This is a genomic window from Wolbachia endosymbiont (group A) of Norellia spinipes, assembly GCF_964273535.1.
Window position 1 is genome coordinate 606,035 of the sequence record NZ_OZ187006.1, and the last position, 19,620, is coordinate 625,654.

Annotated in this window: 33 protein-coding genes and 2 tRNA genes; all 35 read right to left on the bottom strand. The window is 34.5% G+C overall.

Annotation, left to right across the window (positions count from 1 at the left end; all coding sequences use genetic code 11):
- Positions 1-60 precede the first annotated feature (60 nt).
- The 35 genes from ribB to carA all read right to left on the bottom strand — a co-directional run bounded on the left by ribB (position 61) and on the right by carA (position 19,548).
- Entirely contained in the window at positions 61-705 is a 645-nt protein-coding gene (gene ribB, locus ACFZP3_RS02970) for a 3,4-dihydroxy-2-butanone-4-phosphate synthase (protein WP_182182755.1), read from the bottom strand.
- A gap of 6 nt (positions 706-711) precedes the next feature.
- Complete coding sequence (greA, locus tag ACFZP3_RS02975) at positions 712-1,206, bottom strand: transcription elongation factor GreA (RefSeq protein WP_007549342.1); 495 nt, start codon at positions 1,204-1,206, stop codon at positions 712-714.
- Between the two features lie 9 nt (positions 1,207-1,215).
- Positions 1,216-2,757, bottom strand: coding sequence for a F0F1 ATP synthase subunit alpha (gene atpA, locus ACFZP3_RS02980; protein ID WP_253309074.1), 1,542 nt, complete (start codon positions 2,755-2,757; stop codon positions 1,216-1,218).
- Positions 2,754-3,314: an ATP synthase F1 subunit delta gene (atpH, locus tag ACFZP3_RS02985; RefSeq protein WP_253309075.1), complete on the bottom strand. Its 561-nt coding sequence runs from the start codon at positions 3,312-3,314 to the stop codon at positions 2,754-2,756. The genes atpA and atpH overlap by 4 nt, the downstream gene beginning before the upstream one ends.
- Positions 3,315-3,340: 26 nt before the next feature.
- On the bottom strand, positions 3,341-3,706 hold the full coding sequence (locus ACFZP3_RS02990; RefSeq protein WP_253309076.1) for a YraN family protein: 366 nt from the start codon (positions 3,704-3,706) through the stop codon (positions 3,341-3,343).
- Positions 3,707-3,729: 23 nt separating this feature from the next.
- Positions 3,730-4,158 carry a 50S ribosomal protein L17 gene (gene rplQ, locus ACFZP3_RS02995; protein WP_253309077.1) on the bottom strand — a complete coding sequence of 143 codons (429 nt, stop codon included), beginning with the start codon at positions 4,156-4,158 and terminating at the stop codon, positions 3,730-3,732.
- A 7-nt stretch (positions 4,159-4,165) separates the two neighbouring features.
- Positions 4,166-5,233, bottom strand: coding sequence for a DNA-directed RNA polymerase subunit alpha (locus tag ACFZP3_RS03000; RefSeq protein ID WP_253309078.1), 1,068 nt, complete (start codon positions 5,231-5,233; stop codon positions 4,166-4,168).
- Positions 5,234-5,254: 21 nt separating this feature from the next.
- Entirely contained in the window at positions 5,255-5,641 is a 387-nt protein-coding gene (gene rpsK / locus ACFZP3_RS03005; protein WP_264732204.1) for a 30S ribosomal protein S11, read from the bottom strand.
- A 24-nt stretch (positions 5,642-5,665) separates the two neighbouring features.
- Positions 5,666-6,034 (bottom strand): 30S ribosomal protein S13, encoded by a 369-nt coding sequence (gene rpsM / locus ACFZP3_RS03010; protein WP_007550179.1) that lies wholly within the window; start codon positions 6,032-6,034, stop codon positions 5,666-5,668.
- A 59-nt stretch (positions 6,035-6,093) separates the two neighbouring features.
- Positions 6,094-6,735 (bottom strand): adenylate kinase family protein, encoded by a 642-nt coding sequence (locus ACFZP3_RS03015; RefSeq protein WP_253309080.1) that lies wholly within the window; start codon positions 6,733-6,735, stop codon positions 6,094-6,096.
- Positions 6,732-8,060: a preprotein translocase subunit SecY gene (gene secY, locus ACFZP3_RS03020; RefSeq protein ID WP_386086820.1), complete on the bottom strand. Its 1,329-nt coding sequence runs from the start codon at positions 8,058-8,060 to the stop codon at positions 6,732-6,734. Before secY ends, ACFZP3_RS03015 begins: the two co-directional genes overlap by 4 nt.
- 3 nt (positions 8,061-8,063) lie before the next feature.
- Positions 8,064-8,534, bottom strand: a complete 471-nt coding sequence (rplO, locus tag ACFZP3_RS03025) for a 50S ribosomal protein L15 (RefSeq protein ID WP_096616812.1) — start codon at positions 8,532-8,534, stop codon at positions 8,064-8,066.
- Positions 8,535-8,537: 3 nt separating this feature from the next.
- Positions 8,538-9,050 carry a 30S ribosomal protein S5 gene (gene rpsE, locus ACFZP3_RS03030; protein WP_253309082.1) on the bottom strand — a complete coding sequence of 171 codons (513 nt, stop codon included), beginning with the start codon at positions 9,048-9,050 and terminating at the stop codon, positions 8,538-8,540.
- 12 nt (positions 9,051-9,062) lie between these two features.
- The gene (rplR, locus tag ACFZP3_RS03035) at positions 9,063-9,434 is read right to left on the bottom strand and encodes a 50S ribosomal protein L18 (protein ID WP_386086821.1); all 372 of its coding nucleotides are present in this window, start codon (positions 9,432-9,434) and stop codon (positions 9,063-9,065) included.
- 5 nt (positions 9,435-9,439) lie between these two features.
- Entirely contained in the window at positions 9,440-9,985 is a 546-nt protein-coding gene (gene rplF, locus ACFZP3_RS03040) for a 50S ribosomal protein L6 (RefSeq protein ID WP_253309084.1), read from the bottom strand.
- Positions 9,986-10,001: 16 nt separating this feature from the next.
- Positions 10,002-10,397: a 30S ribosomal protein S8 gene (rpsH, locus tag ACFZP3_RS03045; protein WP_064124654.1), complete on the bottom strand. Its 396-nt coding sequence runs from the start codon at positions 10,395-10,397 to the stop codon at positions 10,002-10,004.
- Positions 10,398-10,418: 21 nt separating this feature from the next.
- On the bottom strand, positions 10,419-10,727 hold the full coding sequence (gene rpsN, locus ACFZP3_RS03050) for a 30S ribosomal protein S14 (RefSeq protein WP_064124653.1): 309 nt from the start codon (positions 10,725-10,727) through the stop codon (positions 10,419-10,421).
- 16 nt (positions 10,728-10,743) lie between these two features.
- Complete coding sequence (gene rplE, locus ACFZP3_RS03055) at positions 10,744-11,277, bottom strand: 50S ribosomal protein L5 (RefSeq protein WP_010962750.1); 534 nt, start codon at positions 11,275-11,277, stop codon at positions 10,744-10,746.
- A 6-nt stretch (positions 11,278-11,283) separates the two neighbouring features.
- The gene (gene rplX / locus ACFZP3_RS03060; protein ID WP_373457552.1) at positions 11,284-11,601 is read right to left on the bottom strand and encodes a 50S ribosomal protein L24; all 318 of its coding nucleotides are present in this window, start codon (positions 11,599-11,601) and stop codon (positions 11,284-11,286) included.
- On the bottom strand, positions 11,601-11,960 hold the full coding sequence (gene rplN, locus ACFZP3_RS03065; protein ID WP_006279348.1) for a 50S ribosomal protein L14: 360 nt from the start codon (positions 11,958-11,960) through the stop codon (positions 11,601-11,603). The genes rplX and rplN overlap by 1 nt, the downstream gene beginning before the upstream one ends.
- A gap of 13 nt (positions 11,961-11,973) precedes the next feature.
- Positions 11,974-12,210: a 30S ribosomal protein S17 gene (gene rpsQ, locus ACFZP3_RS03070; protein ID WP_264732192.1), complete on the bottom strand. Its 237-nt coding sequence runs from the start codon at positions 12,208-12,210 to the stop codon at positions 11,974-11,976.
- The gene (gene rpmC, locus ACFZP3_RS03075; RefSeq protein WP_006279350.1) at positions 12,203-12,406 is read right to left on the bottom strand and encodes a 50S ribosomal protein L29; all 204 of its coding nucleotides are present in this window, start codon (positions 12,404-12,406) and stop codon (positions 12,203-12,205) included. Before rpmC ends, rpsQ begins: the two co-directional genes overlap by 8 nt.
- An 11-nt stretch (positions 12,407-12,417) precedes the next feature.
- The gene (rplP, locus tag ACFZP3_RS03080; RefSeq protein ID WP_250294844.1) at positions 12,418-12,831 is read right to left on the bottom strand and encodes a 50S ribosomal protein L16; all 414 of its coding nucleotides are present in this window, start codon (positions 12,829-12,831) and stop codon (positions 12,418-12,420) included.
- A gap of 11 nt (positions 12,832-12,842) precedes the next feature.
- A complete protein-coding gene (gene rpsC / locus ACFZP3_RS03085; protein ID WP_386086822.1) occupies positions 12,843-13,457 on the bottom strand; it encodes a 30S ribosomal protein S3 in 615 nt (204 codons plus the stop codon).
- A gap of 39 nt (positions 13,458-13,496) precedes the next feature.
- Positions 13,497-13,847 carry a 50S ribosomal protein L22 gene (gene rplV / locus ACFZP3_RS03090; protein ID WP_096616838.1) on the bottom strand — a complete coding sequence of 117 codons (351 nt, stop codon included), beginning with the start codon at positions 13,845-13,847 and terminating at the stop codon, positions 13,497-13,499.
- Positions 13,848-13,852: 5 nt separating this feature from the next.
- A complete protein-coding gene (gene rpsS, locus ACFZP3_RS03095) occupies positions 13,853-14,137 on the bottom strand; it encodes a 30S ribosomal protein S19 (protein WP_386086823.1) in 285 nt (94 codons plus the stop codon).
- A 3-nt stretch (positions 14,138-14,140) separates the two neighbouring features.
- A complete protein-coding gene (gene rplB, locus ACFZP3_RS03100; RefSeq protein WP_253309089.1) occupies positions 14,141-14,965 on the bottom strand; it encodes a 50S ribosomal protein L2 in 825 nt (274 codons plus the stop codon).
- A 1-nt stretch (position 14,966) separates the two neighbouring features.
- A complete protein-coding gene (locus ACFZP3_RS03105; RefSeq protein ID WP_064124642.1) occupies positions 14,967-15,254 on the bottom strand; it encodes a 50S ribosomal protein L23 in 288 nt (95 codons plus the stop codon).
- Entirely contained in the window at positions 15,251-15,865 is a 615-nt protein-coding gene (rplD, locus tag ACFZP3_RS03110) for a 50S ribosomal protein L4 (RefSeq protein ID WP_064124641.1), read from the bottom strand. The genes ACFZP3_RS03105 and rplD overlap by 4 nt, the downstream gene beginning before the upstream one ends.
- 2 nt (positions 15,866-15,867) lie before the next feature.
- The gene (rplC, locus tag ACFZP3_RS03115; RefSeq protein WP_253309090.1) at positions 15,868-16,590 is read right to left on the bottom strand and encodes a 50S ribosomal protein L3; all 723 of its coding nucleotides are present in this window, start codon (positions 16,588-16,590) and stop codon (positions 15,868-15,870) included.
- A 9-nt stretch (positions 16,591-16,599) separates the two neighbouring features.
- Entirely contained in the window at positions 16,600-16,920 is a 321-nt protein-coding gene (rpsJ, locus tag ACFZP3_RS03120; RefSeq protein WP_096616846.1) for a 30S ribosomal protein S10, read from the bottom strand.
- A gap of 14 nt (positions 16,921-16,934) precedes the next feature.
- Positions 16,935-18,107, bottom strand: a complete 1,173-nt coding sequence (tuf, locus tag ACFZP3_RS03125; RefSeq protein WP_264329094.1) for an elongation factor Tu — start codon at positions 18,105-18,107, stop codon at positions 16,935-16,937.
- A gap of 78 nt (positions 18,108-18,185) precedes the next feature.
- Positions 18,186-18,256, bottom strand: a tRNA-Gly gene (locus ACFZP3_RS03130).
- A gap of 4 nt (positions 18,257-18,260) precedes the next feature.
- Positions 18,261-18,342 (bottom strand) — tRNA-Tyr (locus ACFZP3_RS03135).
- 114 nt (positions 18,343-18,456) lie between these two features.
- Positions 18,457-19,548, bottom strand: coding sequence for a glutamine-hydrolyzing carbamoyl-phosphate synthase small subunit (gene carA, locus ACFZP3_RS03140; protein WP_253309091.1), 1,092 nt, complete (start codon positions 19,546-19,548; stop codon positions 18,457-18,459).
- Positions 19,549-19,620 lie beyond the last annotated feature (72 nt).

Below are 19,620 nucleotides of genomic sequence, written 5' to 3' on the forward strand. Positions count from 1 at the left end.
GCTTGTATAATTTATAGGAATTCTATATTTTAACACTTAAATTATACAAATTTATAAACGCTAGTTTAATTTTTTAACGTAACTGATAAGTTTGTCGATGGTAGTTAACTTAATTTTATGTTGTTCAGCAAATTTAAGTAACTGAGGTAAGCGCATCATAGAGCCATCATCATTCACTAATTCACAAATAACTGCTGAATGATCAAACCCTACTAACTTCGCCATTTCAACACTCGCTTCAGTATGACCAGCACGTTGTGCCACCCCACCTTTATGTGCAATTACAGGAAAAACATGACCTGGAGTTATGATGTCATCCTGAGTGCCATCCTTGTTGATAGCAGCATGTATAGTTTTCGTTCTATCCTCTGCTGAAACACCGGTTGTAATGCCATAACGTGCATCAATTGATGTAGTAAATGCGGTATGATTTTCACCAATATTTTTCTTTTCCATGAAATTAAGGCCCAACCTCTTCATGTGAAATTTAGTCATTGCTAAGCACACAACCCCTGTACCGTACCTAACCATAAAAGCCATATGTTCTGGTTTTACTTTTTCAGCTAAGACAACCAAATCACCTTCATTCTCTCTACTTTCATCATCAACTAAAATGAATAATTTACCGGAACGAGCATCCTCTAATACATCTTCCACAGAAGAAATACCGGGTAGACTCATTGAAGCATAAGTGGCCTGTACCATAATAATTTACTTAAATTCAATCTTAACTATTTTATACAATTTCTCTCCATTTGGCACTGTCACTTCCACATACTCACCGACTTTTTTGCCGATTAAGGCACTCCCAAGTGGTGAACTAGTAGATATTAACTGCTTTGAAACATCAGCTTCATATTCGCCTACAACCTTATAAACATATTCCACTTCACCGTTATTATCACTTAACATGCTTAATGTCACAGTTGCACCAAACATTACTGAATCACCAGACAAATTTTTTACTTCTATTACTTCCGCATGTGAGAGCTTACTTTCTATCTCCATTATACGGCCTTCAATAAAACCTAACCTTTCCCGTGCTGCATGATACTCTGCATTTTCAGACAAATCACCTTGATCACGAGCATCAGAAATAGCCTGTATCACAGAAGGTTTTTCTTCCTTTAATTTTTCAAGTTCGGCTTGCATATTCTCAAAACCTTCCCTCGTCATAGGAAATTTATTAATAATGGATGAAGCCATAATCACCACCTAAACGCAATTAAATTGAGTAACGAAATTACTCACAATGTTAAAAATATCACCTTTTATATCATCACTCATGTCATTTGACAACTTTTTTAAAACCCCAGGGTGTACAGTATGAAAATAATTAATAAGATCATGTTCAAATTTATTAATGTAACTTATTTGTATTTTACTTAACTGATTATATAGGTTAGAAAAAATATACATCAGCACTACTTGCTCTTCTATTGACATAGGTAAATGTTGTTTTTGCTTTAATAACTCGACAAGATATTTACCCTTATTCAAGGATAATTGAACACTAGCATCAAGATCAGAACCAAATTTTGCAAAATCTTCTAATTCTCTATACTGAGCTAAGCTTAGCTTTATAGAACTAGCAACTTTCTTCACAGACTTTAGTTGTGCAGCAGAACCAACCCGTGAAACTGACAAACCTATATTTACTGCAGGTCGAAATCCTTTATAAAATAATTCAGACTCAAGAAAGATCTGCCCATCGGTAATTGAAATAACATTTGTTGGCACATATGCAGATACATCACCAGCTTGAGTTTCGACAATCGGCAAAGCAGTTAAAGACCCCTGCCCTTTTTTATCAGACATTTTAGCAGCTCTTTCAAGCAAGCGAGAATGTACATAGAATATATCTCCAGGGTAAGCTTCACGACCAGGAGGACGTCTGAGCAATAAAGACATCTGCCTATATGCCACAGCATGCTTAGATAAATCATCATATATAATCAAACAATGCATTCCATTGTCACGGAAAAATTCCCCAATAGTGCAACCAGCATAAGGTGCTAAAAATTGCATAGGCGCACAGTCAGATGCACTAGCCACAACTACAGTTGTATACTCTAATGCTCCGCTTTCTTTCAGCTTATTTACCACTTTTGCTACTGTTGAAATTTTTTGTCCAATAGCAACATAAACACAGTAAATTTTTTGATTTTCGTTTACCTCATCGTTAATCTTCTTCTGATTGATAATAGTATCAAGCGCAATAGTAGTTTTACCAATTTGTCTATCGCCAATAATCAATTCACGCTGCCCTCTACCTATTGGAATTAGCAAATCTATAATTTTAATTCCTGTTTGTAGTGGCTCATGCACAGACTTACGATCAATAATGCCTGGCGCTTTAGATTCTATATCCATTCTGTTTTTGGCTCTAATTTCCCCACCGTCGTCTATAGGATGGCCCAACGCATTTACAACTCTCCCTAACAATTCATGCCCTATAGGCACCTGCACAACATCACCACTACATTTTACAACGTCCCCTTCTTTCACATCACGGTCATTACCAAGCACAACTATTCCAGCCGTATCATGATCTAAATCAAGAACTATTCCTTCTACACCGCTTGCAAAAAATACCTTTTCACCGAATTTTGCTTTTTCCAGCCCATAAACCAATGCGATACCATCTGTTACTGAAATTACTTCACCTATATTTTCCCGCTTTATAGGATTATCAAACGTCTCAACTTTTTCCCTTATTACACTTGCTATCTCAGAAACATTCATACTGTTCTTCATACAAAATTCCTTACTTTTAATATTTCCATTTTACTTAAGTCAACTAACCTATCTAAGTAACTTTTTAGCGAAGCATCGATCAAATTAAAACCATACCTAACTACGAAGCCACCTAGTATAGAAGGGTCAACCACATTGCTTACTTTTATTATTTTACCAAGAAAGCTCAAAGATTCAGTAATTATTTTTATATCAGATTCCTTTAAAGCTTCTGCTGACTTTATAGTAATTTCGAATTCATTTTCATTTTCTTTTGCAAGACTTAAGAATTTTTCTAATATAAGGATCAATAAACTAGAGCGTTTGTTTGCAAATATAACCATAATAAATTTTACTAAATTTTCACTCAAGTGCTCATTTATAGAAAGCATCACTTCTTTTTTGTGTGCAAAAGAAATCATAGGATGAGATAGGTACACAAAAACATCACGTTGATCCTTAAAAAAAGCCAATAAAAATTCTACTTCTTTCCTTATAATACCTAACCTGCTTCCTGAGACATGAAACAGCACTCTAGCGTAAGATGAAACTAAATTATTGTATTGGGTCTTTTTCATATTAAATCCAGTAAATCTAAATTAATTCAGCTACAAACCTTCCATTCTTCAATCCAAGCATTTTTTATATAAACAGGTCCTCTCTTTAAGGAAAGAAAACATAAATCATATCTGACTGAATAATCTAAAAAACTAAGGTTTGTACTTAAGAAATACTTAGAAGAATTTATAATAGACTGACATTGAAGATGAGATATCGGTATTTCTTTTCCAAGTAAACTTGTTTTAACTTCTATAAAAATCAGCTCCTTTTTTTTAGATACAATTAAGTCAATTTCACCGAACTTACAACGGTAACGGCGTTTTATAACATTATACCATTTCAGCTTTAAATATGCCAAAACTAACAATTCGCCAAAGTAACCTACAAAGTAGCGTAACCTACTTACCATAAGAAGAACAATTATGATAATAATTAACTTTGTGTAACTACTTTGCCTCCTTCTCTATTTTTACTATAAACCTTACCTCTTGCTGCAATATCCCTATTAACCAGTTCTATCACTGCCATTGAAGCGCAATCACCCTTTCGAGTGCTAAATTTTATTATTCTAGAATACCCACCTTTACGATCTTGATAACGGCTGGCTAAGACGTTTAATAACTTATCAACTGCTAACTTACTATTATGAAGGCGTGAAAGCAAAAGTCTTCTACCATGTAAAGTATTCTTATTCTTAGCAATTGTAATAAACTTTTCGACATATGGACGAAGTTCCTTAGCTTTTGGTAAAGTAGTTACAATCTGCTCATGGTTAATTAATGAGATAGATAGATTCTTTAACGTCGATAATCTATGTTCAGTGCAACGAGATAGTTTACGTTTTTTTATTCCATGTTTCATATATCACCTAATCTTCATCAGTATGTTGTTTAGCCAACTCATCTATATCCTTAGGCGGCCAGTTTAGCACATTCATACCCAAAGACAAGCCAAAATTAGCCAAAACTGCCTTAATCTCATTCAAAGACTTCCTGCCAAAATTAGCAGTTCTTAACATTTCACCTTCTGTCTTTTGCACAAGATCACCTATATAAGTGATGTTTTCGTTTTTCAGACAGTTATGAGACCTGACAGATAATTCCATTTCATCTACCTTACGCAATAAGACAGGGTCATAACCCAAATCTTTAGCACCACTAGACGAAGAAACCTGCGATTTTTTATAACTTACATCAGAACTAATAAAGGGCTGAAGTTGCTCCTGTAATATTCTTGCAGCAGAGTCAACAGCTTGACTTGGAGAGATTGTACCATCAGTTTCAATTGACAATATCAGCTTATCCTTATCAGTCACTTGGCCAACACGACTATTCTCTACCCTGTACGAAACCCTGTTGACAGGGCTATACAAAGCATTAACTGGAATAAAACCAATTAAATCCTGTTCACTCATAAGCTTCAAAAGTTCATTTTCTTTATACTTAGTTACAGGAAGATAACCTTTTCCGCTAGCCACATATATGGTCATGTTAAGCTCTACATTTTGCCCCAGCGTACATATTAACAAATCTTTATTAACAATAGAGCATTGATCATCAGTTTCTATCATCCCAGCTAATACCTGGCAAGGCCCTTTAGCGTTTAAATTTAAGCATTTATTAGAAGCACCATTTAATTTACAACTCAACATGCCCATATTTAATACTATATCAGTTACGTCTTCTCTTACCCCTTGAATTGAAGTAAACTCATGAGTTATACCTTCAATTTTTATTCCATAAACAGCACTACCTTTAAGAGAAGATAACATTACACGTCTTAATGCATTACCTAATGTTAAAGCAAAACCACTTTCCAACGGTTCTAGGACTATATCACCTTTTTCACTTGAATCATCTGATATTACCTTAACTGAACTAGGTTTAATCAATTTATCTAAATTGCTACAGAGAGAAACATTATTATTATAATACATAAAACAACCTTTTCAAATATCCTATACTCTTCTTTTTTTTCTTAACCTGCATCCATTATGAGGAATTGCGGTTTTATCTGCAATTGAAGTCACAGTCAACCCACAGCTCTGAAGTGCTTTAACCGCAGCTTCGGTACCAAAGCCAGGACCACGAATTATTACAGAGACAACCTTCATACCAAATCTCTCCATTGCATTCTTCGCAGCAGCCTCCGCAGCCTTACCTGCAGCATAAGGTGTGGATTTTCTCGAACCTGAAAAACCACATGCACCCACAGAAGTTTGACATAGCGTATTACCATGAACATCAGTTACATTTACAAAAGTATTATTAAAAGTTGCACGAATATGAACAACACCAGTAATAAACTCCTTTGTACTCTTACCAACCGTTTTGACTTTTTTCATTAAAACTCACAATAATAATAAATTTTATTTTTTCCCAGCAATAGGCAACCGAGATCTACCTTTACGAGTCTTAGCATTAGTATGAGTCCTTTGCCCTCTCACAGGTAAACCTTTTCTATGTCTCACTCCTCTATAGCATCCCATTTCCACTAAAGATTTTATGTTCATAGCCACTTCTTTTCTGAGCTCACCTTCTATAACATAATTTTGTCTAATGAAACTGCTGATCTTTTCTATATCTTCATCTCGTAATTCTGAAACACGTTTGCGCTTATCAACTTCACAAGCGTGACAAATTACATTCGCAGTAGCAATACCTATACCATATATATAAGTTAATGCAAAAGGAACACATTTCCTCACTGGAATATTTATGCCTGCAATACGTGCCACTGGTACCTCGATACTTTATTAATAACAACTCTTAATTTATACCATAAAACAACTCAGAGTCAAACCAAATTACAAGAAATTTTACTTTCAATCTCTTGCGTTACCTCATCAACACTCAAATTAGCGTCAATTGTTAATAATTTGCCTTTATAATACTCGCGTAAACCTTTCATTTGAAGGTGATATTCACTTATTCTCTTATTAATTGCAGACATATCAGCATCATCAATTCTTTTCTCTAACCTCGTACTTTTACATTTAGCACAAGTAGTACTCTTAAAAGAAGATACACTATATATGCTTTTACAGTCCAAACACGCGAGACGATTTTTTAATCTATCGATTGCAATATTATCGTCAAGCTGCAGTTCAATTACAATATCAACATCCCTATTATATTTTTCTTGCAAAACTTGAGTCAAAAAATGAGCCTGGTTTAAATTTCTCGGAAAACCATCTAATAAGCAATTATCATCCATTAATGCAAGCTGGTCATGCAATAATCCACATATAATTTCATCTTGAATTAAATTACCAGATTCCACGGTACCCTTTATTTTTTTACCTAACTCACTGCCATTAGATATAATATTCCTTAATAAATCCCCCACTGAAATTAATTTTAAATTATATTTTGCTATTAACAAGCTTGACTGAGTACCTTTACCAGAACCTGGAGGACCAAAAATCGTAATGATCATCTTACTTTCCTCGTTTTAGACTCATATTTCTTTATCCAGCTATCGTACCTATTCGAAAAAATATAAGATTGTATTTGCATAATAGTATCAGTAATAACGTTCACTATAATCAGTAGACTCGTCCCACCAAAAATAAATGGTATATCATAATAATATCTCATAACTTCAGGTACAGTACATATGACTAACAAATACGCAGAGCCAATGAATGTCAACTTAAAAACTATATCTTGAAGGTAATCAGAAGTATGTTTCCCAGGCCTTCTACCAGGTATAAAACCACCATTTTTTTTAAGAAAATCTGCGTTTTCCTCTGGATTAAATATAAAATTGGTATAGAAAAAATTAAAAAATACTATCAGCACCAAATAGGCTACAATATATACTACTTTATTTGCCATAAAGTAATTTAAAATAAAATCAGAAAAAGCGTGCCCCTTATAGAAATTTGCAATTGAAATAGGTGTCAATAAAATTGCATTAGCAAAAATGGTTGGTACTACACCAGATAAATTAATCTTCAATGGAATATAAGTAAAATCGTCATTATGTAATCTTTTAAATTGCTTTTTAGGATGTTGAACAATAACTTTTCTATAAGAAGACTCTACAAAAATGACTAAGACTAGCAGCAAAAAAAACAATACCAAAACAAAAAGGATAATAAATAACGATACGCTACCGTTTTTATTTAATGTTAACAGAGATGACAAAGCGCTGTGTAACTCTGATATTATGCCCGTGAAAATGATTAATGAGATACCATTGCCTATACCGCTAGCACTGATTCGTTCACCAAGCCATATTAAAAGCATAGTTCCACCTAAAAGGCTGAAAACACCTATTGTACGAAACATAACACCAGGTTCGATTACAACCAATACCCCTTCCCTATTCATCCCTTCCAATCCAACCAAAATTGGAATTGATTGAAATACACAAATTACTATGGTCAGGTAGCGTATATAAGAATTCATCTTTCTACGGCCTGACTCTCCATCATTCTTAACTTCCTTCATTCCTTTAATCGCAGAAGAAAGCAACTGAATAATGATAGAAGCCATTATATATGGCATAACATTCAATGCTAGAATTGTCATTCTAGCCAATGCACCACCAGAAAATAAATTAAATACTCCAAAAACACCTGAGCCCTCTTTGGGAAATATATCATTAATTACATCAAGATTAATTCCAGGAATAGGCACATAAGTACCCAAGCGATAGCAAATTAAAGCTATTAGCGTAAAAAATATACGTTTTAATAAATCGCCTTTATATAACAACGTAGGATCCAAGCTATTAAATGCGGATTTATTGCCCATGATTTACGATAGTATTTCCACACTACCACCAACTGAAGCTACAGATTTTTTTGCAGCTTCTGACGCAAAATCAACATGAAACACAAATTTTTCGCTCAACTTACCTTTATTAAGAAGTTTAATTTTATCCTTAATAGACTTTATAAAACCTAATCTATACAGCCTCTCCTTATCTATAACAGAGTCTTTCACTATTTTTTTAGCTTCCATTAAGCGCTGTATATCGCCAACATTAATTATAGAATATATGTTCCTACGTATAGGCTTAAAACCTCTTTTAGGCAAACGAGTATATATAGACTGTTGTCCACCCTCAAAACCATTTATGGAAACTCCACTTCTAGCCTTTTGCCCTTTATGCCCTCTACCGGATGTTTTACCTTTACCACAACCGATACCTCTACCCAGCAACTTAGGCTTCTTTTTCTTAGATAACTTAGTAAATATAGAGTTTAATTTTACAGCATTATTCATACTTTACCTGTTTCCAACTATCTCGCTAATCTTTTTGCCTCTTTTGCTTGCTACCTGACGAGGAGATAACATACTATCAAAAGCCTTAAATACCGCACATATAACATTATGAGGATTATTTGATCTAGTGGATTTAGCTACCACATCCTTTATACCTAACACCTCAAAAACTGATCTAATCGCTCCACCAGCAATAATACCTGTTCCGGCTCTTGCGGTTCTTAAAACTATCTCACCAGAACAAAATTTAGCTTTAATATCATGATGCAAAGTTCTACCTTCACGCAAGTACACTCTAATCATCGATTTCTTTGCAGCATTTACAGCTTTGACTCTTGCTTCAGCAACTTCTGCGTGCTTACCTATTCCACATCCTACCCTACCCTTCCCATCACCAACAACAACCAAAATTGAAAATGAAAATCTTCTGCCACCTTTGGTAACCGTTGTTACTCTTCGTACCGAAACTAAAAGCTCTGATAAATCATTATTATTTTGTAAATTCTTTATAGCCATATTCAAAACCTTCTAAAACTCAAATCCAGAACTTCTTAAAGCCTCAGCAAATTGAGAAACTAATCCTGTATATTTATACGCTCCACGATCAAATACTAGCTTTTGTTCTAATTTCAGACCAGATAAGCGCTCAATCATTAAAGAAGAAACCTGTTTTATAGTTTCAGCATTGACTTTTCCTTTACATACATCCTTAATTTTAGCATCGAAAGTAGAAGCTGAAGTGAGAGTTACTCCTTTTACATCATTAATTAACTGGACATAAAAATGCCTATTAGATTTAAATATGGATATACGCAAACGTTCAGCGCTCTTGTCAAGCTTCGCTCTATTACGCAACTTCCTTTTTTCATAGTTACTTAAAAAATTATATAACCTTCTCATCTTAATTACTTCTTTTTACTTACAACTTTACGCAACATAAATTTACCCTTTATTACAATACCCTTACCTTTATAAGGATCGTACTTCCTAATCCTGCATATATCAGATGCCACCATATAGACTTTTTGCTTATCCATACCACTAACTACTAAGTGAGTTGGCTTTATGCACTTAATCTCAACATCTTTAGGCACTTTATATTTAACATTATGGCTATAACCAAGATACAAAGTCAAATACTTACCATCACACTCTGCCTTATATCCAACACCATTAATCTCAAGATTAACAGAAAAACCATCAACCATGCCGTTAATAATATTATTAATATTACTCCTATAAGTGCCCCACATAGGCTTTATTTCATCATAATCATCTTTATCTTGATCCACAGAAAGGAGTAGCTGATTATCAACAATCCGGCACACAACATCACTGATTAAGCTAAGCTCTTTTTCAGCCTTAGCACTCTTTATTAACATCCTACCATTATTATATTCAACTGAAATACCAGCAGGAATATTGATAGGAGCAGCACCTATACGAGACATGAATTTCTCCTATTATTTAAAACACACGACACAAAACTTCTCCACCAACCTTTAACTTATGTGCATTATAATCAGTCATCACTCCTTTGGGTGTCGATATAATAAAAATACCAAGACCATTATATGCTTTAGAAATGTCCTTATACTTAGAATAACAACGACAACCAGGCTTTGACACCCTAACTATGTCACTAATTACAGGTGACTTCTCATAATACTTCAATTTTACAATGAAAGAAGGTAAATTATCTACAACTTGCTTTTCATAATCAAGGATATACCCTTCATCTTTTAAAATCTTCAGTATAGAAGAATTCACTTTAGAAAACAACACTCTTGTTGTTCTATGCATTGCCAATTGAGCATTACGTATCCTTGTTAAAAAATCACCAATACTATCAGATAACGCCACAATATACTCCTTATATTATATTTACCAACTAGACTTTGTAACTCCTGGAACTTGCCCAAAAGAACATAAATCACGCAAAACAATTCTACATAAACCAAATTTTCTATATACTCCTCTTGGTCTCCCAGTTAAAGCACACCTATTTCTAATTTTGGTTTTAGAAGAATTTCTAGGCAATTTTTTAATTAATTTATTTTGAGCTGTAAACCTTTCTACAATAGACAAATTCTTATTATTTATTATAGATTTCAATTTCTCTCTTTTTTCTTTATATTGATCGCACAGCTTTATTCTGCGAAGATTTCTTTCTATCATAGATTTTTTTGCCATATATTTCTCCTCTCAATTAATCAAAAAAAGGAAATTTAAGAGCCAGTAATAATTCCTTTGCTTCCTTATCACTAACTGCACTTGTTATAATATTAATATCCATACCTCTAATTTTACTTATTTTATCATAGTCTATTTCTAAAAACGAGATATGTTCCTTTATACCAAAGGAAAAATTACCATTACCGTCAAATTGCTTCACACTAAATCCTCTAAAATCTTTTTCCCTTGGCAAAGCAATATATATCAATCTTTCTAAAAACTCATACATTTTATCTCTACGCAAAGTTACTTTGCAACCTACTGTAGCACCTTTTCTGATCTTGAAGCCAGAAATAGATTTTTTTGCAAAAGTTGATAAAGGCTTCTGCCCAGCAATCAAATATAGGCTATCAAGTGGTTCATTTATTGCTTTACTATCTGTAGCAGCATCTCCAACGCCCATATTGATACACACCTTGACAAGTTTAGGCACTTGCATGATATTGCCGTAATTAAACTTATCCTTTAAGGACTTTACTATGCTATCTTTATACAATTCTTTAAACATATCAACCTAATCTATCACTTCTCCAGAAACTTTTGCAAAACGCACTTTTCTACCGCCTATAACCTTAAACCCCACTCTAGTTGGAGTTTTATATTTAGGGTCTAATGTTGCAACGTTGGATATATCAATAGCTAACTCTTTATTTAATATACCACCACTACTACCAGCTTTTGGTTTAGTGTGTCTCTTATGTACATTTACCCCAGAAACAATTACTTTCTTTTTAGCATCACATGCCACAACTTTAATCACTTTACCAATTTTTCCCTTATCTCTACCAGTTAAAACTATAACGTCGTCACCACTTTTTATTTTAGCACTCATTATAAAACCTCAACAGCTAATGACATTATCTTCATAAAAGAACCAGATGATAACTTTTTTACCGGACCAAATACCCGAGTGCCAAGTGGTTCACCTTGATCGTTAATCAAAACTACAGCATTGCTAGAAAAACGAATTACAGAACCATCAGATTTTCTAATAGGGCTTTTCACCCTCACCACAACTGCTCTATATACTTTTCCCTTCTCAACCTTCCCTCTTGGAGTAATAGATTTAGTAGATACAATAACTGTGTCACCTATAGATGCAGACTTTCTACCACCCAATAAACCAATACAAAGCACTGCACGCGCACCAGAATTATCAGCTACTTCCAACAATGTATTTTTTTGAATCATATAAATATCCTATTCAATGTGAGCTATTAACAACAACCCATTTTTTAGTAGTAGAAATAGGCTTGTGTTCTTGTATTAAAACCTTGTCCCCTTCTTTACAACTATTATTCTCATCATGTGCTGTATACTTCTTGTATTTTTTTATAACCTTTTTATACAGCTGATCCTTATACACTTGTAATACCGAAACCTTTACAGTCTTATCACACTTAGCCTTAGTTACAGTACCACAAAAAACCTTTTTAGGCATTCTTTTCCTCTCTTCTTCTTTTATTTAATGTAGTTAGAATACGAGCTATGCTCTTTCTTATTAAGCTAAAACGCGAAATATTGTTGCACTGCCCCAACTTCTTTTGAAAAACCAAATTAACAAACTCTTTTCTCAAATTTACAAGAATTTCATGCAATTCTTGTGAAGACCTCGATTCAATGTCAGCTATATCCATTGCAACTCCATTTAATTATGATTAGATACAAATTTACACTTCATAGGAAGCTTAGCGGTTGCCTTTTCAAGCGCCAATCTTGCTAAATGCATGGGAACATCACTGCTAATCTCAAACAACATTCTACCGGGCTTAGCTTTAAACACCCAAAATTCAACACTACCTTTTCCCTTACCCATACGTACATCTGCCGGCTTTTTACTAACAGGGGTATCAGGAAAAATTCTTATCCACACTTTACCAGAGCGTTTTAATGTTCTAGATATTACACGCCTTGCAGTTTCAATATGCTTAGACTGAATCCTACCTGCTTCTACAGCTTTTAAGCCATAATCTCCAAAAGATAATGTGCTACCACCTTTTGTATTACCCTTAATTCGCCCCTTAAATACCTTCTTATATTTACTCTTTTTGGGAACAAACATCTCAATATACCTTAATTACCAATATAAACCCAAACCTTAACTCCTATAATACCATATATAGTTTTTGCTTCACAAAAAGCATAATCTATATTAGCACGTAAAGTGTGTAAAGGCAAACGACCTTCTTTATACCATTCAGTACGAGCTATCTCAGCTCCGCCAAGGCGCCCAGAACAACTTACTTTAATACCTCTAGCACCCATCCTCAAACAACTTTGAATAGCTTTTTTCATCGCTCTTCTAAATGAAACCCTTTTTTCTAACTGTTGTGCAATGCTGCTTGATATTAAAACTGCATCTATTTCAGACCTTTTAACTCCTACTACATTCACTTCCACATTATTTTTTACTTTTTCAGCTATTTTTTGCTTTATCTTCTCAATATCTGAGCCTTTCTTACCTATTATCACTCCAGGTCTAGAAGAATGTATTATTACAGACACCAAATCGATTGTATGCTCTATAATTACTTTAGAAACACCAGCATGCTTAAAAGATTCATTTATATAACTGCGAATAGATAAATCTTGATGCAACCCTTGTTTATAACCCTTCTCAGCATACCAAACAGATGACCAAGTATTAATTATTTTTAACCTAAATCCTTTAGGATTAACGTTTCCCATACTTTTGCACTTTCCTTATTAATTTTCTATTTTTATGAATCATATAATTTCTCCCAATTTTACAGTTATATTACTATAACGTTTACTAACTCTATTAGCTCTACCCATAGCTTTTGGACATACCCTACGCAAAGTAAGAGACTTACCTATTGAAATTTCTTTTATATATAAATTATCGATATCCAATCCATAATTATATTGAGCATTAGCAATCGCAGAATTTAATACCTTCCTTATAAGACCCGCAGCTTTCTTTTCACAAAATCTTAATTGCACAGTGGCAAAAGAAACTTTTTTATTACGTACTAAACCAGCAACCAAATTCAATTTACGAGGAGTTGATTTTAAAACCCTAGAACCAGCTTTAACTATTACATCTCTGTTTTTCATATCAATTACCTTCTTGTCGCCTTTTTATCACCACTATGCCCAGTAAATTTACGAGTGGGCGAAAATTCACCAAACTTATGACCTATCATATTCTGATCATTAACATTAACAGGAATGTAATCCTTACCATTATAAACAGCAAACTTTAAACCTAAACAATTAGGAAGAATTACAGAAGCCCTGGAATGAACTTTTATAGCCATGTTAACAAACCCCTTGTTTAAAGCATTATTCACCGACTTTAATATAGAAGGATGACAAAAAGGAGGCTTCCACGTAGATCTACTCATAAACTAACCTTTCAATTGTTTTATATACTTATCACTAGATTTATTTTTCCTCCGAGTTTTCTTTCCTTTTGTTGCAACACCCCAAGGAGTAACAGGATGACGACCACCAGAGGTTTTTCCTTCCCCACCTCCATGAGGATGGTCAACCGGATTCATTGCAACCCCACGCACAGTAGGTCTAATTCCAAGCCACCTACTTCTTCCAGCTTTACCCAGCTTTCTATTCTTATGGTCAGGGTTAGATACTACACCAATAGTAGCCTTGCAAGAAGATAAAATCAACCTAATTTGACCAGACCTGAGTCGTAATAAAACATATTGGCCATCACGACCAACAATTTGCGCATAACAACCAGCAGCTCTAGCAATCGCAGCACCATTACCTGGCTTCAGCTCAACATTATGAACGAAAGAACCAACAGGTATATACTTGAGTAGCAAACAATTACCTGGCAAAATATCAGCATCATTTCCAGCTGTAACAATATCACCAGGCTTCATACCTTGAGGAGCTAATATATAAGACTTAATATCATCTTCCTTATATGATATTAACGCTAAAAACCCACTTCTATTTGGATCATACTCTATTTTTTCAACTATACCCTGACCACTTCTATTACGCTTAAAATCTATAACTCTATACTTCTTTTTGTGACCACCACCCCTATGACGAGTTGTAATTCTACCATAATTATTTCTTCCACCACTGGACTTTTTACCGGATGTAAGAGACTTTTCTGGCTCATCTTTTGATAAACCAACTTTACTTACTAACACAGTCCCACGAGAAGACGGAGTAACAGGATTAAAAAATTTCATACCCATATTAAACGCTCATTATATCTAATTTTTGACCATCTATCAAAGAAAAATAAACTTTCTTTTTCTGTTTTTCACAACCAATCACACCCCTGAAACGCCTATATTTAGGCTTAATTCTAACAACATTTATAGAAGAAATTTTAACATCAAATAGAGACTCTATTGCCAACTTTATTTGACGCTTATTTACATTTACAAAAACATACAAAGAATATTTATTAAACTTCTCCCTCAAAAAAGAGGCCTTTTCTGTAATTATAGGAGATTTTATTATATTATTATATTTGATCATAACAATCTACCTTCAAGATGCTTTAAAGTATCCTTTGTCAACATCACGCATTCGTGATTCAATATATCAAAGACATTTAACCCAATAGGTTTGATTAAGTCTACATAATGCAAGTTTCTAACAGCACGCAACAAATCATCTCCATAATCACCAACTATCAAAAAGGAAGAAAATTTAAAATTTTTAATACATTTACACATTTCAGACGTTTTCTTCACATCAATATTTAAATTATCCAGAATAATCACTTGATTATTTAAATACTTTAGAGATAAAGCAATTTTTAAACCAAATTTGCGTACCTTCTTATTAAGAGAATAAGTATGACTCCTCACAACAGGGCCGAAAATAATCCCACCACCTCTAAATTGAGGAGATCGCAAGCTCCCTTGTCTTGCCCTACCGGTACGTTTTTGACCATAAGGTTTAGCTGTTGTACCAGAGACATCACTGATACCTTTTGTTTTATGAGTACCAGCTCTTCTCTTCGCTAATTGCCATCTCACTATATCATGCAAAATACTCAATTTTTGCTTAGCAGAAAATATCAAAGGATTGAGCTGAGCAGTACCTACATTATTATTAGATAGATTAACTAAATTACATTCCATAACTAACTTACCAAATTACTAGCATCATCATTTACATCTAACAGTAAACCTACCGGAAAAGGAACATCTTTATGTAAAGATTTTTTAACTGCATCTCTTACAAAAACATAGGAATTTTTAAACCCAGGAACATTATTACCCTTCACAGCAATTATACTATTTTCATGATCAATGGATAATATCTTCATATTTTGTGCAGTTATTCTGCTGTTACCTAAATGACCAGCCATTTTCTTTCCTTTGAATACTCTACCAGGATCCTGACATTGACCAGTGGAACCTTGTGATCTGTGAGCAATAGAAACACCATGAGATGCCCTAAGCCCACTGAAGTTATGCCGCTTCATCACACCAGCAAATCCTTTACCTATAGAATAACCCGTAATATCAAGATATTGACCAACCACAAAATGATTGATTCCCACTTTTTTACCACATTCTATTCCCGACAGGTCATTTAATCTACTTTCGTATAACTTACATTTATTATTTATACCCTTTTTCTTTAAATATTCCAACTGAGGTTTTGCTATATTTTTAAAATCTCCTGTGCCTAAAATGACTGAATTATAGCCACATTTATCTTGTCCTTTTATATCAACAATATAAGTTTCGCTGAGATGCAATAAAGTTACAGCCATGCGACTATTGTCAGAATACATAGCAGTATGACCAATATTCATCATTAGTAAACCAATTCTCCTCAGCGAATTTATTCTCTTCATTTCCTTCTCCTAAACCTTAACTTCCTTGACTTTTAAATCCACTTCTACGCCAGCAGAAAAAGATAAACCTGTAAGCATCTGCATCATAGTAGGAGTAAGATCATGTAAAACAATCAAACGCCTAGAAGTTCTCATTTCAAACTGTTCACGAGATTTTTTATCAACGTGAGGAGATCTATTAACAATAAATTTAGAATCTTTTCTTGGCAACGCAATCGGACCAGATAATTTTGCATTGGACCGCTTTAATTCATCAACAAATTTTCGAACACACTCCTCCAATAAAGAACAATCGAAAGCCTTAATGTTAATATATATATCTTGCTTCATCTTAGTTACTACTCTCACTCCAAAATTTCAGAAACAACACCAGAACCAACAGTTCTACCGCCTTCTCTTATCGCAAAACGCAATCCCTTATCCATTGCTATCGGTACTTGCAATTCTACTTCTACACTCACATTATCTCCTGGCATTACCATCTCCTTCCCATCTAGCAATTTTATGCTCCCAGTTACATCCGTTGTCCTTAAATAAAACTGTGGCTGGTAATTCGCAAAAAATGGTGTATGCCTTCCTCCTTCCTCTTTCTTTAATATATAAACCTCCGCCCTAAACTTTCTATGCGGCGTTATCGTCCCCGGTTTTGCTAATACTTGCCCTCTCTCCACTTCTTCTCTTTTTGTTCCTCTTAACAATATTCCTACATTGAGTCCTGCACTCCCCTTATCCAGCAACTTCTTAAACATTTCTACACCTGTGCATATCGTCTTTTGCGTCGCTTTCAGACCTATTATCTCTATCTCTTCTCCCGTCTTTATCTCTCCCTTCTCTATCCTTCCTGTTACCACCGTTCCTCGCCCCGATATCGAAAATACATCCTCGATTGGCAATAAAAATGGTAAATCCACAGGCCTTGGTGGAACTGCCACATACTCATCTAACTTTTCCATCAATTTATCTATTGATTTCTTTCCATATTCGCTACTGTCATCCTCCAGCGCTTTCAATGCAGACCCCACTACCACAGGCACTTCATCCCCTGGAAATCCGTATTTATTCAGCAATTCCCTCACTTCCATTTCTACCAAATCTATCATATCAGCATCAGCAACATCAGCTTTATTTATATACACCACGATATATCCAACACCTACCTGCTTCGCTAGCAATATATGCTCTCTCGTTTGTGGCATTGGCCCATCAACCCCCGACACTACCAATATCGCCGCATCCATCTGTGCTGCACCTACTATCATGTTCTTTACATAGTCAGCATGTCCAGGACAATCAACGTGTGCATAATGCCTTTTTTCCGTCTGATACTCAACATGCGCTGTTGCTATCGTTATCCCCCTTTTCCTTTCTTCTGGCGCCTTATCTATCTGATCGTACGCTACAAAATTTCCATAATGCTTTGTTATCGCCGCTGTTAACGTTGTCTTCCCATGATCCACATGTCCTATTGTTCCCACATTTACATGCGGCTTTCCAAATGCTTCCACTACTGCTGTCATAATTTAAACTTTTCTACCTAAAATACAAATACATCAATAAATAATATGTTGATTTTATAAAAATACAACAAAAAAAAGAGCGGATAGTGGGAATCGAACCCACGTCACTAGCTTGGAAGGCTAGAGCTCTACCATTGAGCTATACCCGCACAATGGAGGAGGTAGGATTCGAACCTACGTACGCAATGCGGACAGATTTACAGTCTGTTACCTTTAACCACTCGGTCACTCCTCCACAAAAATTTGTTAAGAGAACGCTATTTTAGTACCTTAACTCAAGCTTTTATTGTATTTAATACTAAACGCCTAAAATTAAAAAATCAAGCAATAAAACCTACCCTGATTAAAATCATGCAGATTTCATTTTATACAACACAATATTGCCAATAAAACGTCTAAATAAATAATGCGAATCATGCGTACCTGGCGCTTCTTCTGGATGATATTGCACAGAAAAGACTAAGTAATCCTTCATCATTATCCCCTCTACACTATTATCAAATAGAGAAATGTGAGTAATTTCAACATTACTTGGAAGAGAAGCTGAATCAACAACGAAACCATGGTTTTGGCTAGTGATCTCAACTTTTCCACTAATTACATCATAAACTGGATGGTTACTCCCTCGGTGACCAATATCCATCTTGATGGTCTTTGCTCCCAAAGTAATCGCAAGTAATTGATGACCCATGCATATGCCAAAAATTGGTATTTTAGATTTTATAATAATGTCTATCTCTGAAACTACACTTTCTCCTATTTCTTGCGGATCACCAGGACCATTTGAAAGCACTATACCATCTGGATTCATACTCAACACTTTTTGAGCAAAACCTGTGCTTGGTCTGATTAATTCAACTGTACAACCAAGTTCTATTAAGCGTGAAACTATACTGATTTTTACGCCAAAATCAACGATTACAACCCTATATTTTGCATTAAGGTCACTTTTAAAATTACTATGCAAGCTGACTTTATTGGTTATTTCTATCCCATTTACAGATTTGTATTCCTTCAATTTGTCCAACACATGCGTCTCGCTTGACGGGCATATCATTCCACTTTGAGATCCATGTTTTCTCAAATGTCTCGTTAAAGCTCTAGTATCAATTCCTGATATCCCAACCACGTTATTTTTCTCTAACCAATCATTTAAACTGATATATGAAGAAGGGTGGGACATAGAAGAAAGTTCACGCATAACCACACCACTTGCAAAAATTTTCTCTCCTTCATTATCTTTATGGTTTATTCCAATGTTACCAATATGAGGAAAAGTGAACGTTATAATTTGATCAGCAAAAGAAGGATCAGTTATAGTATGCTGATAACCGGTCATACCAGTGGTAAAACAGACCTCACCTATGCACTTGCCTTTTTTACCTACTGATTTTCCCCAAAAGCACTTGCCATCTTGTAAAATTAAAACTGCGTCCTGCACTTCATTATCTATTTAACTGATTCAAAACAGTATACAAGAATTTCAAATAATACGTAACTCTTTCTAAAATTC